At 38.5% G+C, this 16,142-nt stretch carries 13 protein-coding genes; 12 read left to right on the top strand and 1 reads right to left on the bottom strand.

The features are described 5' to 3' along the window. Positions 1-4: 4 nt before the first annotated feature. The 8 genes from tssF to yddG all read left to right on the top strand — a co-directional run bounded on the left by tssF (position 5) and on the right by yddG (position 11,220). Positions 5-1,813 (top strand): type VI secretion system baseplate subunit TssF, encoded by a 1,809-nt coding sequence (tssF, locus tag E0H87_RS07435; protein ID WP_131323016.1) that lies wholly within the window; start codon positions 5-7, stop codon positions 1,811-1,813. Beyond that, positions 1,777-2,769, top strand: coding sequence for a type VI secretion system baseplate subunit TssG (tssG, locus tag E0H87_RS07430; RefSeq protein ID WP_131323015.1), 993 nt, complete (start codon positions 1,777-1,779; stop codon positions 2,767-2,769). Before tssF ends, tssG begins: the two co-directional genes overlap by 37 nt. A gap of 1 nt (position 2,770) precedes the next feature. Further along, positions 2,771-4,153 (top strand): hypothetical protein, encoded by a 1,383-nt coding sequence (locus E0H87_RS07425; RefSeq protein ID WP_131323014.1) that lies wholly within the window; start codon positions 2,771-2,773, stop codon positions 4,151-4,153. Between the two features lie 49 nt (positions 4,154-4,202). Next, on the top strand, positions 4,203-8,030 hold the full coding sequence (gene tssM, locus E0H87_RS07420; RefSeq protein ID WP_131323013.1) for a type VI secretion system membrane subunit TssM: 3,828 nt from the start codon (positions 4,203-4,205) through the stop codon (positions 8,028-8,030). Positions 8,031-8,064: 34 nt separating this feature from the next. Next, entirely contained in the window at positions 8,065-9,024 is a 960-nt protein-coding gene (gene tagF, locus E0H87_RS07415; RefSeq protein ID WP_131323012.1) for a type VI secretion system-associated protein TagF, read from the top strand. Between the two features lie 7 nt (positions 9,025-9,031). Then, on the top strand, positions 9,032-9,796 hold the full coding sequence (locus E0H87_RS07410) for an OmpA family protein (protein ID WP_131323011.1): 765 nt from the start codon (positions 9,032-9,034) through the stop codon (positions 9,794-9,796). Between the two features lie 21 nt (positions 9,797-9,817). Further along, positions 9,818-10,084, top strand: coding sequence for a PAAR domain-containing protein (locus E0H87_RS07405; RefSeq protein ID WP_131323010.1), 267 nt, complete (start codon positions 9,818-9,820; stop codon positions 10,082-10,084). Positions 10,085-10,332: 248 nt separating this feature from the next. Further along, entirely contained in the window at positions 10,333-11,220 is an 888-nt protein-coding gene (gene yddG / locus E0H87_RS07400) for an aromatic amino acid DMT transporter YddG (protein ID WP_131323009.1), read from the top strand. Between the two features lie 54 nt (positions 11,221-11,274). Here yddG and E0H87_RS07395 read toward each other — a convergent pair whose 3' ends face one another. Continuing rightward, positions 11,275-12,072 carry a transporter gene (locus tag E0H87_RS07395; protein ID WP_131323008.1) on the bottom strand — a complete coding sequence of 266 codons (798 nt, stop codon included), beginning with the start codon at positions 12,070-12,072 and terminating at the stop codon, positions 11,275-11,277. A gap of 803 nt (positions 12,073-12,875) precedes the next feature. On the opposite strand from E0H87_RS07395, the gene glnA reads away from it, so the two are divergent. From glnA to ubiA, 4 genes are all read left to right on the top strand, one after another. Next, positions 12,876-14,291, top strand: a complete 1,416-nt coding sequence (gene glnA / locus E0H87_RS07390; protein ID WP_171458355.1) for a type I glutamate--ammonia ligase — start codon at positions 12,876-12,878, stop codon at positions 14,289-14,291. A gap of 88 nt (positions 14,292-14,379) precedes the next feature. Beyond that, complete coding sequence (locus tag E0H87_RS07385; protein ID WP_131323006.1) at positions 14,380-14,655, top strand: hypothetical protein; 276 nt, start codon at positions 14,380-14,382, stop codon at positions 14,653-14,655. 88 nt (positions 14,656-14,743) lie between these two features. After that, positions 14,744-15,214 carry a chorismate--pyruvate lyase family protein gene (locus E0H87_RS07380; protein WP_131323005.1) on the top strand — a complete coding sequence of 157 codons (471 nt, stop codon included), beginning with the start codon at positions 14,744-14,746 and terminating at the stop codon, positions 15,212-15,214. 18 nt (positions 15,215-15,232) lie between these two features. Next, on the top strand, positions 15,233-16,114 hold the full coding sequence (ubiA, locus tag E0H87_RS07375) for a 4-hydroxybenzoate octaprenyltransferase (protein WP_131323004.1): 882 nt from the start codon (positions 15,233-15,235) through the stop codon (positions 16,112-16,114). Positions 16,115-16,142 lie beyond the last annotated feature (28 nt).

Genomic DNA, 16,142 nt, shown 5'->3' with positions numbered 1-16,142 from the left:
TGCTGTGATCGAAGAACTTTTACCTTATTATGAAAAGCAGTTGCAAGAGTTTGCGCTACAGTCCAGAGTATTTGCAAAAAAGTATCCTAAAATTGCGCAACGTTTATCTCTAAATCAAGAGCAAATTGATGACCCGCACATTGAACGGCTGATTCAAGCGTTTTCGTTAATTGCAGCAAGAATTGATAAAAAATTAGAAGACAGTTATGACGTGTTTACACGGTCATTATTTGAGGTGATGTTTCCTCAATATTTGAGACATTTTCCTGCTTGTACCGTGGTGAGTTTCGAAGATATAGAAAAACAGAAGAAGCTTACGGAAGGTACGATTGTCCCAGAAAATACAACACTGAAATCACGAAGTGTAAAAGGGGTGCAGTGTGAGTTTAAAACCAGTATGGCTGTGCAGCTCTTACCCCTCCAATTGAAATCTCTGGAATTTAAGACCAATCAGAGCTCACATTTACATTTGAATCAAAATGCCACTTTGGTTTTTTCTTTTGAAGCGTTTAATGGGGCAGAAGCATGGTTGGACAATGAAGTCTTGCCTATTTATTTAGATGCTATTTCAAATTTTCCTTTGCAGTTTTTAGATGCAGTTTTTAAATCTGAAACCAGTTTTAGCTTGAAATCAGGTCAACAGACTTTAGCAATTGAGAATCCATTTGAAGTGATGGGCTTTGCAGAAAATGAAAGTCTATTGCCTCTTGATCAGCATACCCATCATGCTTATCGGCTTTTAATGGAGTATTTTTGCTTTTCAGAAAAATTCAACTATCTTAAATTAAATTTAAAGGGACTGAAAAAATTAACACAACGAAATAGCCAATTTGAATTACATGTTCATTTAAAACTCAATTTGACTGACCCTGCAATTGTTCATAATTATTCAGCTTTGAATATTGCAAATTTCAAGTTATTTAGTAGTCCCGCAGTAAATTTGTTTGAGAAAAAAGCCGAACCCCAAAAGATAGATCATAGAAAATTAGAATATCCAATTTTAACGGATGCACATCACCCTGAATTTTATCGTGTTTATTCAATTCTTAATATGCAAATGATGAGAGAAAAACATGATCAGGATGCTGTGACCTATCCGATTTCACCATTTTTTGCCATGAGTCATGCCCATAAAGAGAATGTGCGATATTTTTATGCACTGAATCAAAAACAATACCAACATAAGAACATTGAATTGGGTTATTCCATTATTTCTCGGCATTTGAATCCCCATGAAATCAAGTCTGATTTTATTAGTACAAACTTATTGTGCTCGAATGGTAATTTGCCTTACGAGAGCATGAGTCTGAGTCAGCATACTTTAAATATGAATGGTACAGGCTTGGTTCGGCGTGCACAGGTCTTAAAACGACCTACCCCATGTTATGTTTTTAATGGAAATAAAGAAGAGCAGTGGCGACTGATTTCACACTTATCTTTGAATTTAATGACATTAATGCAAGAAAATGCTGTACCCCATATTCAAGAATTGTTGGCTTTATATAATTTATCAAATACTAAAGAAAATCATCTATTGATTGATGCTATTCAGGGCATTGAATTTGAATCTACCCATAAAATGATGAATATCAAGCCATTCCCAGCTTTTGTCCGCGGTATAAAAGTCAAAGTATCAATCAAAGCGGAAGTCTTTCGGGGGCATAGTTTATATATTTTTAGCCAGTTATTGAGCTATGTATTCAACTTAAAAGTACAAATGAACAGTTTCGTTGATTTAATTATTTTTGATGATCAATCAGGACAGGAGTTATACCAATGCGTTCAGAACGTTGGTGGCAAGAAGCTTCTGTAATTGATGGTCTGTTTCATACACCCACGGCTTATGAGTTTATCCAAACGACTCGCTTGTTACGGCATGATCCTATTTTTAATCAGGTTCAACATTGGGCGGATCATTTTAGTTTTGAGAGCTCAATTCAGCTCAACTTTCCTGTTTCTGAGCTTGAGTCCTTAAATCTAGTAGACGATAAAATTGAACTCAAAAACTTGATGGTGGGATTGCTCGGGATACAAGGGGCATTACCGTATAGCTATACACAGAAAATTAAGTTATCACCGCGCAAGCAACGTGATGAAGTACAGAAATTTATTGGACTTTTTAATCACAAGTTGACCGCTCAGTATGTCGATTCCAGTCTGGTATATAACTTACCCGTTCGTTACGAAATTGATCAGAATAATCACTATTTAACGATTTTACATGCATTGAATGGTTTTGTGCGCCAGCAACATCAGCCTTCTGACTTGGAAGATTTTTTTGCCGAGTTTTCAGGATTAATGCAAGGACAGAATAATAATGTACATGCCTTGAAAACGATGTTGTGCTGTGTGTTTAAGCAAAAGATCGAAATTAAAGAATTTATTGTAGAAACCTTTCAGTTGAATGATGCTCAAAAAACCAGTTTGGGTGGCTTGGCTAAAAATGCTTTGGGTTTAAATACTTTTTGTGGCGAAAAAGTTCGTCAGGTGGATGGAAAAATTGAAGTTCAAATCGGGCCTTTAACCTACCCACATTATTTAGATTATTTGCCTGGGAAAGGATTAAGCGAACAACTCCGAAAGATTTTTAAGAGTTGGTGTGACCCGACTTTGCATGTCGATGTTCGTTTAATTTTGAAAAGAACTGACAAAAAAGCAGTTCAAATTGGTGCAAACCAATCATTAGGTTTGGGGCAGGGAACTTTCTTAATGCCGACATTGACAGAAGATCATAACGAATTTTGTTATGCGTTAATACGAGAGATCTAAAATGCTTAAAATTATATTCAGTACAGTTTTAAGCATATTTTTCGTAAGTTCTACGCTGATTATTTATTATTGGCGCGATGCTAAATTTGAACCGACAGCACAAGATTTATTGCTTTATTTTGTGTTGATGCCTTTTTTGATTTCATTGGTAGTACTCAGTCCTTATCTCCTATGGAAGCTGTACCAATTTATACAAAATAGGCAACGAGATGCACAACTGATAGAAGCACATTCATCTTCTGGCAGTGTAAATACACAAAATCAGCTGTGTCCTGAGTATTTACGTTTAAATGTTTATGCAGCATCGTTGCAATCGGCTTTAGGGCGAAACCAAGAAATATTTGCCAAAATGGCTGAGATGCCTGCACCTGCATTGGATTCCAAACTTGTGAATCAGATGGGTAATCCAATTTTATCTTACCGAATGCCTGATCCTGTCGATGAGACTTTAGACCATGAAGTGGATCGCCCTGAGATAAGCGAAATTCAACAACGCATACAGGCATTGATGCAGGCAGAACTCAATGAAAATTGTGCACCCTTATTAACTATTGTGGAGCATTTGAAAAATTCAGCGATGTTTTATGATCAGCAACTTGCTTATGAATATCGTATGCATCCTGCTTGGATTCGCTCCGATTATCAGGAAGATGAAGAAGAGCAAACAGTGGTTATGGATGTTCCTCGCCTCAATATGTTGAATATTCATGTCGTACTTTCCGATTACTTACTGCATGTTTGGAATGAACAATCGAGTGATGTATTGATTGAAGAATACTTGCAGAGTTTAGGGCTATTAGTCCAACAAATAAACGTGCATTACCATTATTGGGGTACCGAAAATGCCTATGTGGAATGGATTGAACTACTTAAAGATATTCAGCACCAAAAGGATGAAGTTTCATATATCACGGTGGTTGACTCAGCCATAGATCAGGACATTATCGACGAACATCTATGGGCAATTGATCAATATATTCCTGCAGAGTTTATTGGTAGTTGTTGTATTTCTGCCGAATCGTTACAAGTATCTGAACTCTCTAGAGTCAAGGTAATTGAACTGGTTGAAAATGAAACCAATGTAATGAACTTTATTACCAAATTAGGCATTGAGAATTTAGAACAATATGCCAACGAAACTCCATTTTTTGTGGTGCCAGACAATATTGCTCAAATCAAAGTTGCTCAACAAATAGCAACACATATTGGTGCATCAAACATACAGTCGTATCACTGCTTATATAGTCATTACAGTTTAGGACATACGCAAAGTTTGGCTAAGATTTTCGGATTTTTTCTTGGGCTACAAGCATCCGAATCAATACATAGTTTTATGTTCAGTCTAGATGCTCCAGACACGCATGTGGTGTTCCTGCCTGAATAATGATGATCAGAATTAAATACTTAAGAATATTAAAATTGACGAGATAACAATGTATACAATTTTAGGCTACTTGTGGCAGTACATTACCAATCCCAAAGCAATCATTGCACTTTCCATACTGGTTGCTCTGATATCTTCATTTAATGTGGTGCCTCGGCATATCTTTATTATGCTGTGTATTGCCTATCTTTTAGGTTTAATCGGTTATGGTATTTATTGGCTGATTCAACGTCGAAAGCATGAACAGCAAGGTGAGCAACTTGCAGAAGCAATTGGCAAGGAAACTGAATCTGAGTACAGTCAAACCAAAAATAATGAAGAATTAAGACTGATTCAGCAGCAGATGAAAGAATCCATTCAACTGATTCGCAAATCAAAGTTGGGGGATAAAAAGGGGAATACGGCTTTATATGAATTGCCTTGGTATATGGTGATTGGTAATCCAGCAGCTGGTAAAAGTTCGGCGATTTATAATTCTGGATTGAAGTTTCCATTTGAGGAATCCCATCAAAAAGTGGTCTCTGCGGGGTTAAGCGGAACCCGAAACTGTGACTGGTTTTTCTCAACTGATGGTGTTTTATTGGATACAGCAGGTCGTTATTCTGTGTATGCTGAGGATCATGGTGAATGGCTTGGTTTTCTTAAACTATTGAAAAGAAATCGACCGAAAGCACCCGTAAATGGCTTAATTGTGGTGGTTAGTATTGCCGAATTGATTAGTCAGAGTCCTGAGAAATCACTAAAACTAGCCAAAAATTTAAGAGCACGGATTCAAGACTTAACCGAACGATTAGAAGTATTTGCACCAGTTTATGTGGTGTTTACGAAAATGGATTTGATTGCGGGTTTTACTGAGTTTTTTGAATGTTATGAGGGGCAGGAATTCGATCAAGTGTGGGGTGCAACACTTCCATATCATGCTGACTCTTCGCCCAATGCTTCAGACTTATTTGAGCAACATTATAATACGCTATTTGATGGCTTAAAAAGCGTAAGTACCACGCATTTAAGTCGTCGCCATGCACAAAATATTTCACCTGGGGTAATGACATTTCCGCTCGAGTTTAAAACATTAAAACCAGCGGTAAAGACCTTTATTGCCGCATTATTTGAAGACAACCCTTATCAATTTAAACCTGTTTTCCGTGGTTTCTATTTTACCAGTGCATTACAAGAGGGCATCATTGAAAGCCCGATGACTGAGCAAATTGCACAAGAATTTGATTTGAATCGGCTACATGTTGAAGATGCCTCGAAGAAAATCAGTGCGCAAAATCATGGTTATTTTTTAAAAGGTTTATTTTCAAATGTAATTTTAAAAGATAAAAATTTAGTTAAGCAGCATATTAATCCTTTGCGTAAACGCCAACGTTACTTGGGCTTTATGGTGGGTTTAATAACAGTTGCTATGGTACTTGGTGTATGGGTTTGGTCTTATCGTAATAACCAGCAGTTGATTTTGGATGTGCAAGCGGACCTAAACAAAGTCCAACAGTTGGAAAAAACATCCGAAAATGATTTAGCGACACAATTAGACGCCCTGTTAATTCTACAAAATCGATTGCAGCAATTAGATACCTTTGATCAAGATCATCCTTTCAAATTTTCATTTGGTTTATATCAAGGCAATGAATTGCGTGAGAAATTACAAGGTGAATATTTAAAAGGTATTCGGCAGATTGTACTGGAACCTTCGCAGCAGAATATTGCGCAATATTTGCAAAGGGTTAAAAGTAATGAAGCCACGTTAAAGGCAAATCATGTCAATGTACAAATTCAACAATTGGCTGCCAATAAAAATCAACAGTACTTTGAACCGTCTGATACCAATCCTCAAGATGCTTATAATGCTTTAAAAGCGTATATCATGCTGAGCAATCCACAGTATATGGATGCAAGTCATCTCAGTGATCAGGTGACAAAGTTCTGGCGTTCTTGGTTATTGGCAAATCGTGGAGCCATGCCGCAAAGTGAGCTGACGCAAAAAGCGGAGCAAATTTTAACTTATGCAATGTCTTTAGCCAATCAAAAACAGTTCCCTGTATTAGAAGCCGATACCCAATTGGTGGATCAAACACGTCAGGTCATGGTGGCTGTAGTGCGTGGTATGCCAGCCAGAGACCGAGTTTATAATGAAATTAAAATGCGGGCATCAGTTCGTTTCCCTGCACTGACTGTTGGTCAGATTGTCGGTGAAAGCAATAAGACCACGTTAATGGGAGGCTATGCGCTACCTGGTGTATTCACTTACAAGGCATGGAATGATTACGTTGACCAAGCGATTGAAGATGCTGCGAATAAACCGACTGATACAAAAGATTGGGTGCTAAATACGACTCAGTCGGATGATTTAACTTTTACTGGAAGCCCAGATCAAATTCGAAAACAACTCACGCAGTTGTATAAGCAGGAATATATCGCAGAATGGAAAAAGTTCCTGAATGCCGTACATTATGCGAAAGGAACAGACTTTAAAAGTGATGCTCGTATTGTCGAAATCTTAGGTGAACCGCAAAACTCACCAATCAGAATATTAATCGAGCGTGTGACTAAAGAAACCAGCTGGGATAATCCTGTTGTACAAGCTGAATTGGCAGCACCACAAACAGGTTTTGTTGCATGGTTCAAGCGGACGATATTAAGACAAAATAACGAAGATGCCGTAAAGAAAGCTATCAATCAGGCTCAAGGACCAATATCGCAAGAGTTTGTATTTTTCTACCAACTAATACGTAAGCGTGATGATCAGCAAAATCAGTCTCTTCTGGATGAATATTTAAATAACCTTTCTCAGGTACGTAGTAAGTTTAATGATTTAAAAAATGCAGGTGATATTGGTCCAAGCGCTTTAACCGTCGTTAAACAAACCATTAATGAACAAGCTTCTGTATTTAATACTACGCAGAAAATTGTCGATGAAAAGTTAATGGTTGGGCTGAATGCGACAGATCAGCAGGTGTTACAACGTCTATTGGTGAGTCCATTAACCCAAGCTTTTAATGCTTTATTGCCTCCTGCACAAAATGAACTGAATAAATTATGGGTCATGCAGGCATATCAACCATTTAGCACGACTTTGGGACAAAAATATCCATTTAATCAGGGTGCGACGATACAAGCGACCAGTGCTGAAATTGCACAGATTTTTGGCGAAACAGGCAGTATCGCTCGTTTTGTTAAAGAAAGTCTGGATCCTTTAGTGATTCGACGTGGATATATGTTGTCATCTAAAACATGGAAAGATTTAGGTATAGGTTTAAATCCACAGTTTGTGATGAATTTTCAAAGTTATGTTGCACCAGCGAATGGTGTAGCGACGGGTGATTTAAATCAAACAGCGCCGTCTGCTGCAGCGAATCAATCGAATTTCCAATTTTATCCATTACCGAATCCAAAATTTCTGTCTTATAGCATCGATATTGATGGTCAAAGAATGGTGTATGAAAATGGAATACAACAGTGGGTGAATTTTATTTGGCCAAATCCGAGTGCTATTCCCGGTGTCAGAATCACTGCTGTCGACTTAGCAGGGCAAACCCATACTATTTTTGAGGCACCAGGTGAATATGGCATTAACCGCTTGATTGATTCTGCGCAAAGAAAGCCACAAAACGGTAGTTTTGAAATGACTTGGGCAAGCCCGCAAGATCCATCACTTGCTGTGAAATTAAATTTCCGCCTCATTAGCGGTAATAGTGGTAGCAATGTTGGTGCTGGTCGAGGTTATGCAGGGCTGCAATTGGTCGATAAAGTAGTGATGGACAAAGCTGTACGGGTTGTTGCTGCACAAGTTGCACCTACGCAAGTCAATATAAAAGCAGAACCGCAAAATTTGGCATCTACTTCGCAAGCTTTATTAGGAGTAAAACCACAATGATACGAGGCTTGAGAAGAAGTAGGGGAGAGGCTCAATGCAAGTAAATAAAACGGCATCTTTTTATTTTGGCAAGTGCCCAGCGCGTGGTGACTTCTTAAAAAGTAAGGGACAGTCTAATGTTATTCAAATGATTGATCGCTGGATGACGGAAGCATTAGAGTTGGCGATGCAAAAACCAGATTTCGAAAGAGCATATCAAGCTTTACCAAGCTTAGACTTTTTCATTGCTAATCCAATGGAATCACCGCTGTTACTTGCTAACTTAGAAGTTAGTGAAGATGCTTCGGGGCGAAAGTTTCCAATGGTGTTGTGCCATTTACTTGAAGTGCCGAAGCCAATACAGAATTTGTCCTATGCACCTGTTGTGTATAAACCTTTGTTAATTGATTTATTTCAAACCAATAAAAAGCTGCAAGCGATTCAGGAACCCGATCAGCTACTAGAACAATTAGCAAATTTTGGTCGTGACAATCTGAGCTGTAATCTTAATGTCAGCCCAGATTTTTTTGATAATCAAACCATGTATTCATTTGCCAATTTAATGAAAATGAATAGTTATCAGCTGGCGCAAAGTATGATTGGCTTAGGATTATTATTACAGCCTATTCTCAGTGTGGGTGTTGCCAATTTAAATAAGGTGTTGATTCTGCCCATACATAATGCACGTTATCGTTATGAAATAGCAGCATTTTGGGTCAATTTAATTCATTTGTTCATTGGTAACCAAAATACTGAGGTCTTGATTGGGCTGCTACATGCCGAAGAACCTATTTTACTCTTTGGTTTTCAAGGTGCTGATATTTCAGCACTTAGCGATATTTTTATGCAGAATTTTACTGCTGAACGTTGGGTTTCTCTGATTCATGCAGAATGGATTGATCGCTATTTAGAACAAAATGCAGGTCTAGCGGTATTAGAACAAGCTTTGTGCGAGCGACAATTAAGTCTCAATCAAGGGATTAAATTTTTTAAACAGACCTTTATTCGCGGCTAATAGAAAAATGAATTTTAAAAATAGAACGATTTACAAAAATATCATCTTGGCATGTGGGCTTTTATCTAGTGCTTTGCTTTATGCACAGCCTGTTATTGTAGAGGGTGTGGTTGCTAATCAAACCAGTAAACAGGCAATTTTACAGAAATTGTATGCTGTTTACGGGCAGGATCAGATTGTTGATAAAATCCAAATACGATCCGTCGCCACCCCCCCAGCTTGGGATGATACTGTGGCACGGGTGATTACTTCTGATTTAAAAAAAATCACAGCTGGTAAGTTAACTGTAAAAGGAACGCAAGTTGAATTAACTGGAAAACTGATGAACCCAACAGAAATTCAACCAGTTACATCTATGTTTCAATCCCTTGTACTGCCACCTTATCGGGTAAATACAAGTTTTTCGATTAATCAATCCGAACAAAAAATCGTAGATGATGCTTTGAAAGATCGAATTGTAGAATTTGAATCTGGAAGTGCCATTTTAACTCCGATAGGAACAAAAATTCTGGATGAGATGGCAGTCGCATTAAATAAAGTACGAGACAAGAACGTCAAAATTATTGGTCATACTGACAGCTCTGGTGATGCTAAAAAGAATGTGGCATTGAGCTTGGCACGCGCAGAAGCAGTCAAAACGTATCTAATTCAGAAAGAGATTGTTGCAGGACGTTTAAGTACGGCTGGATTAGGTTCAGAAAAACCTGTCGCAGATAATGCCTCAATAGAGGGACGTAAAAAAAATCGTAGAATTGAGTTTGAAGTATTGTAATTGGCAATAAGGGGATAGGCTATGGCGATGCCTTATATAACAGTCGGATGTCCAACAACAGGTGGTGGAAAAGTAATTTCTGGCAATTCTAGTTTTTTGGTCGATGGTATTGCGATTGCTTGTGTCGGAGATAAAGCGACTTGTCCCTTACATAAAGTGGTCGCGACTATTGTTTCTGGAGATGCGCATATGTTAGTCATGGGGAAGGCAGTTGCACGAGTCAATGATGCCTTATCTTGTGGTTGTAAGTTATTACCCAAGCAAAATTTGGTGCAAGGTGCGAATTAAACATGGACGTCAATTTTAGACTTTATGATTATTTTTCTGTCAGATAAATATTTACTGTATTACATTTCTTTTGGGTAAGAGAGGATAAGGCAAAGTATGTGATTTTAAACTGTGTATTCGTATTATCAGTACGATTTTGATAGAACTTAGATTAAATTATATTGATTAGTCTTTGCCACAAAAACCTTGTTCCCTCATCTGACTATTGCTACATTCACATGAATTTTACACGGGTTAAGTAGGGGATTATGTCACATCGTTTTGCCACTACGATTGGGCTATGCGCTCTTTTGTTCTGGGCTTCTATTGTAGGGCTGTTAAGACAAGTCACGGATGGATTTGGTCCAATTTTAGGGGTCTGTTTAATTTACAGCTTAAGCTCTATTCTTTTATTGATCGTATTTAAACCACCAAAATTGCATTTATTCCCTAAAGCTTATCTGATTTTTGGCTCAATTCTGTTTGTTGCCTATGAGTTATGCCTATCACTTTCTTTAGCATTTGCTCAAAACAATCAACAAGCCGTTGAAGTGAGTATTTTGAATTATTTGTGGCCGAGTTTGACCGTTTTACTTTTAATTTTAACCAAAGAGCAAAAGTTCCATCCTTGGGTAATTGTGGGAATGTTGCTGACTTTATTTGGCATTATTCAAGTTCAAGTCGGAAGTGGCGAGTTTAGCTTAAATCAACTGATACAGAATATTGCGGTGAACCCCATCAGCTACGCTTTAGCATTTATCGGTGCTTTTATCTGGGCCGCGTATTGCACACTCACAAAAAAAATAGGTAATGGTCAGAATGCAATCGCTCTATTTTTTTGTCTAACTTCTGTGGTTTTATGGCTTAAATATCTTTGGGTGGGTGATTTTCAAGTTCCTGAACTTCAACTACAGAGTTTTGTCTATTTGGTCGTTAGTGCTGCTGCATTTGGATTGGGTTATGCGGCTTGGAACATTGGAATTTTGCATGGCAATATTCAACTACTGACAGCCGCATCTTATTTCACCCCCATTATTTCCTCTTTAATTGCGATGCAGTTGCTTGATTTAGAGCTTTCATGGTCATTTTGGCAGGGTGCTGCTTTGGTCACTTTAGGTTCATTTTTATGTTGGTGGTCTACACGTACTCGGTCGTGAAAATGGGAGATATCAGTATCTCCCATTCAGTTTATCATCAAGTGTTATGCAAAATTATTTGGGGAAAATGAAGGAAGCAATTAGGCGACCACCCCATTCTTTGGCACTACCTGTCGTATCATCTGCCCAGTAACGTACACCACCACCTACGCTTATCAACTGCCCATTTAAATTCACAATTTTGGTGGCTGTTACATTTATTGGCACAGTTGCATCTTCGCTGTTCCAGTCATAAGTGATTTCACTGTTAAGGGCAAGGGTTAAGCTACTTGGGTAGGTATAGCTTACAAAAGGTTGGAAGAATGTACTATTTATACCTTCGGTATTGTCCTTGTGTTCAACCGCCCAAATATGGTTAGCAAGCGCACCAAAAGTCCAGCCATTCTTTTGCTTTAGCGCTACAGCTGTGGGACCGAGTCCCCACTGGTCTGCGCCTAAGGTTTTTTCAGAAGCGGTGGGTAATAACATCGCAGGTCCAACACCCCAAATTATTCCACCTGGACCGGATTTAACAGGAGATAAGAATAGGCTTTGAACAATATCGCCCGTACCCCAGTCATCATATTTAGAGTTATCGCCGTAGGTCTGATAAAGAACAGGAAGTACAGTACGGGAAATTAAGTTCCAATCTTCATTTAAACTGATTGGAATGACGGGCTGAATATTGAGCTGATAGCGTTCAATGTTTTCATTCGCACCAATCTTCTCATCATAGTTAAATTGAAAAGGCACACTCACCATGGCCGCAACAGGGTTAGATAGCTGTTTTGCTAAGTCTGCCGTATCTGCTGCATAACTCTGACTGACTGAAGAGAGCAGAAGACCAATACCCAAACACAATTTTTTATTCATTTTGACCTCTGGATCAGCTGCTTATTTCTATTTCTTTAATATTTTTGAATCAATCTAGAATAAAAGCAGTTTTATTTCTTGTTAACTTATTCAGTATTAAAAGGATTCATTGTTGCAACCACGGGAAATCATGTTGATCTATTATCCTTGGAATACCTATACAAAGAGTGACTTAGAACAATCAACGGTAGTGGTAGTATTGGTTAAAACAACAGCGTTGTCTATAAAGTGAACTTAATTTTTAAGCTAAACGTTTGTCCTAAACGGCATTATTGAAATTTTTATTGTTCTACCCAAAGCATGGAAGAAATATTAATCAGATAAGGAGTACTGGCAATAAAGTGGTGCATCTTTTGGATCTTGAGCGCCGTTTTAAATGATTAGATGAAGGATAGGGACGACTAAATCAGCTCAAAGGTATGAGGTTTTATGGGGGCTTGGATAGCATTCTATATTATTTATAAGCTTTTCTGATGGATGGATCTATGGTCTATAAATAAAAAAGGCATAAGCGTCAAAAAATACGCTTAAAAATGCACTGGATTATGTCATTTGTATTTTAATGCACTATTTTGGTTCCTTTTGTGGTTTGGTTAATTGCTGAATAATGAAAATGTTTGAATATGGTGCATTTCATTTTTCAAACAGTATAATAGGTTTGAAGCGAAGTTTATAAATCTTGTATTCTGATAAATAATTCAATGTTTTAGCTTTGCTTTTTGAAAGTTGGTACGAGAATTGCTTTATAACTGCCAACTACTAACACGCACTCCACAGGTGCAACAAAAAATCATCGGAGCAAAATGAGCATGGCGAACAAGGTCCTTCAACTCATCCAAGAAAGTGGCGCAAAATGGGTCGATTTCCGCTTTACTGATACTAAAGGTAAGGAACAACACGTAACTTACCCAGCAGATACAATTGATGAAGATACGTTTGAAGACGGTAAAATGTTTGACGGTTCTTCAATTGCTGGTTGGAAAGGTATCGAAGCGTCTGACATGATTTTACGCCCAGATGCTGAAACTGGTTTTATTGACCCGTTCTTCGCTGAGCCTACAGTAGTTGTTACTTGTGATGTCATCGAGCCATCAACTGGTCAAGGTTATGACCGTGATCCACGTTCTATCGCTCGCCGTGCAGAAGAATACCTAAAATCTACAGGGATTGGTGATACTGCATTCTTTGGTCCAGAACCAGAATTCTTTGTATTTGACGAAGTGAAGTGGGACATCGATATGTCTGGCGCTCGTCATACATTAATCGCTGAAGAAGCTGCTTGGTCTACTGGTAAAGACTACGAGTCTGGTAACTCTGGTCACCGTCCACGTGTAAAAGGTGGTTACTTCCCAGTTCCTCCAGTTGATTCTTCACATGACATGCGTGCAGAAATGTGTGCGAAAATTGAAGACATCATGGGCCCAGGTCGTGTAGAAGTACATCACCACGAAGTTGCATCTTGCCAATTAGAAATTGGTGTGAGCTTCAACACTATGGTTCGTAAAGCTGACGAAGTTCAACAGTTTAAATATGCTGTTTGGAACGTTGCGCACCAATATGCAAAAACTGCAACGTTTATGCCTAAACCAATGGTAGGTGACAACGGTTCAGGTATGCACGTTCACATGTCTATCTCTAAAGATGGCAAGAACTTGTTTGCTGGTGATGAATACGCTGGTCTTTCAGAAATGGCGCTTTACTTCATCGGTGGTGTAATCAAGCACGCTCGTGCATTGAATGCAATTACTAACCCTTCTACAAACTCGTACAAGCGTTTAGTTCCGCACTTTGAAGCACCAATTATGTTGGCATACTCAGCGCGTAACCGTTCTGCATCAATCCGTATTCCTTACGTTTCTAGCCCTAAAGGTAAGCGTATCGAAGCTCGTTTCCCAGATCCAATGATGAACCCGTACTTAGGTTTCGCAGCATTGTTAATGGCGGGTATCGACGGTATCCAAAACAAGATTCACCCAGGTGAAGCTGCTGACAAGAACTTGTATGACCTTCCTCCAGAAGAAGAAGCGAAAATCCCTACAGTTGCGCATAGCCTAGATATGGCACTTGAAGCACTTCAAGCGGATAACGAATTCTTATTGAAAGGTGGCGTATTCACTAAAGAAATGCTTGATGCGTACATCGAACTTAAAACTGAAGAAGTTCGTCGTTTAAATACGACAACTCACCCAGTTGAATTTGATATGTACTACAGCTTGTGATTCTGAACTGAATTTCACTGTAAAAAACCCGCGCTTGTCGCGGGTTTTTTTTGTATGATCTGTTTTATTTAAAAAATAGATCAGCTTTATGGCTCAACGTAAGAAACACACCAGTTTTTATCCGTGGATCGATCCCAAAGACCATGACAAAGGTTTTAAACTGAACTTTTCAATGGTGACTTATGTCGAAGTTGGTCGAACAGCAGAAGGGTATAAACAGGCAGAGTTTGTTGCACTAAAAAGCCCAGAATTGGCACTCGATTATGATTATCCTCAAAGTTTTTACTTGAGTGCAGAAGGGTTTATTTTGGTGAAAACACCACAAGGAAAATTTGAAGTCATTGCAAAAACAGATAATTGTTAATAATTGATCTTTAACTTAAATCAATAACATTCTTTATAAACTCTAAAAGGGTTTGAACATAAAGTAGATCAATTAAACAGGTAAGGTTATGCAGCAGCAAATTCCAGCTGAACTGAAAACATGGTTATATGCTTCAGGTTCATTGACGCAGCAACTCACGGATTTAGCGGGTGGAAAATTTAGGGTACAGCCCACTCAAGAGCATTTTCAGCGCCTGCATTTTATCAATGCGAAATGGATGAGAATGCCGCCACAACATACCTCGTGGGTGCGAGAAAGTTATCTGTATGGTTGTGAAGAGCAGCCTTGGGTCAAAGCGAAAAGTATTTTTCCAATTCTAAGTTTGCAAGGTCGGGCACGACTGTTTAAACATATTGGCACAAAACCGATTGGCTGGTTCTTGTTTCAGCGCACCAATCCAGCATGTGAACGCCGTGTGATTTGGCTGGAAGATGGTTGGACACGTCAAAGTTGTTATACTTGGCATGGTTGTAAATTTATTGTGCAAGAAACGTTCTTACCTGCATTCGAGCAGTATCTACGCAAAACCAAATTATGAAATTGTTGAAGGATTTTCATGGCTACGGTGCAACATATTACTTGGCGTGAACGCTTAGAAGCTTATTATTATTTATGTCGTTTTGATAAACCTATTGGTACAGAGTTGGTTTTTTGGCCAACCATGTGGGCTTTATGGATAGCGAATAAAGGAATGCCAAGTTTAGGAATTTTAATTCCAATGATTTTGGGCACCATTTTTATGCGTGCGGCAGGTTGTGCGATTAATGACTTCGCTGATCGTAAAGTCGATGCACACGTTGAACGAACAAAAAATAGACCTTTGGCAACAGGAGTCATTAGTGCGAAAGAAGCGATTTATGTGTTTCTAATTCTGGTTTTTGCCAGCGCATGTATGCTGCTGTTTTTACCGATAGAAACCTTCTATTGTTCTTTTGGTGCGCTATTTCTCGCTTTTATCTATCCCTTTATGAAGCGCTATACCCATTTGCCGCAAGTCTTTCTGGGGGCTGCATTTTCGTGGTCTATTCCTATGGCTTATACCGCAGTGGGAGAACCTTTGGGATTAACCTGCTGGCTATTATATTTTGGTAATTTGGCATGGACAGTTGCTTATGATACGCAATATGCCATTACTGACCGTGAATATGACTTAAAGATTGGAGTGAAATCAACCGCGATTTTATTTGGACGTTACGATATTCAAATTATTGGTGCGTTGCAGATATTAAGCCTGATTTTAATTGCGACTGCTTTATTTCTAGAGCAATTATTGATGCCATTTGGCATGCTTGCATTAATTTTAGTTGCAGGTGATTTTATCTTTCAAGCGGTTAAAACCAAAGATCGTGATCCACAAATATGTTTTTGGGCATTCCGTCACAATCGTTGGGTAGGAATGATAATATTTATGGGAATTTTTTTAGAATTAATAGTTTAAAATGACCATATGGTTAAAGAGTGTCCTA

Origin of the sequence: Acinetobacter sp. ANC 4178 (genome assembly GCF_004331175.1) — a bacterium.
GTDB lineage: Bacteria > Pseudomonadota > Gammaproteobacteria > Pseudomonadales > Moraxellaceae > Acinetobacter.
This window is presented reverse-complemented; position numbering and strand designations above follow the sequence as displayed.

Bases quoted from the DNA above. Each gene is read 5' to 3' on its own strand.
- yddG (WP_131323009.1), top strand. From the start codon at position 10,333: ATGTCACATCGTTTTGCCACTACGATTGGGCTATGCGCTCTTTTGTTC.
- E0H87_RS07405 (WP_131323010.1), top strand. From the start codon at position 9,818: ATGGCGATGCCTTATATAACAGTCGGATGTCCAACAACAGGTGGTGGA.
- E0H87_RS07395 (WP_131323008.1), bottom strand. From the start codon at position 12,072: ATGAATAAAAAATTGTGTTTGGGTATTGGTCTTCTGCTCTCTTCAGTC.
- E0H87_RS07425 (WP_131323014.1), top strand. From the start codon at position 2,771: ATGCTTAAAATTATATTCAGTACAGTTTTAAGCATATTTTTCGTAAGT.
- E0H87_RS07410 (WP_131323011.1), top strand. From the start codon at position 9,032: ATGAATTTTAAAAATAGAACGATTTACAAAAATATCATCTTGGCATGT.
- tssG (WP_131323015.1), top strand. From the start codon at position 1,777: ATGCGTTCAGAACGTTGGTGGCAAGAAGCTTCTGTAATTGATGGTCTG.
- E0H87_RS07380 (WP_131323005.1), top strand. From the start codon at position 14,744: ATGCAGCAGCAAATTCCAGCTGAACTGAAAACATGGTTATATGCTTCA.
- glnA (WP_171458355.1), top strand. From the start codon at position 12,876: ATGAGCATGGCGAACAAGGTCCTTCAACTCATCCAAGAAAGTGGCGCA.
- tagF (WP_131323012.1), top strand. From the start codon at position 8,065: ATGCAAGTAAATAAAACGGCATCTTTTTATTTTGGCAAGTGCCCAGCG.
- tssM (WP_131323013.1), top strand. From the start codon at position 4,203: ATGTATACAATTTTAGGCTACTTGTGGCAGTACATTACCAATCCCAAA.
- ubiA (WP_131323004.1), top strand. From the start codon at position 15,233: ATGGCTACGGTGCAACATATTACTTGGCGTGAACGCTTAGAAGCTTAT.
- E0H87_RS07385 (WP_131323006.1), top strand. From the start codon at position 14,380: ATGGCTCAACGTAAGAAACACACCAGTTTTTATCCGTGGATCGATCCC.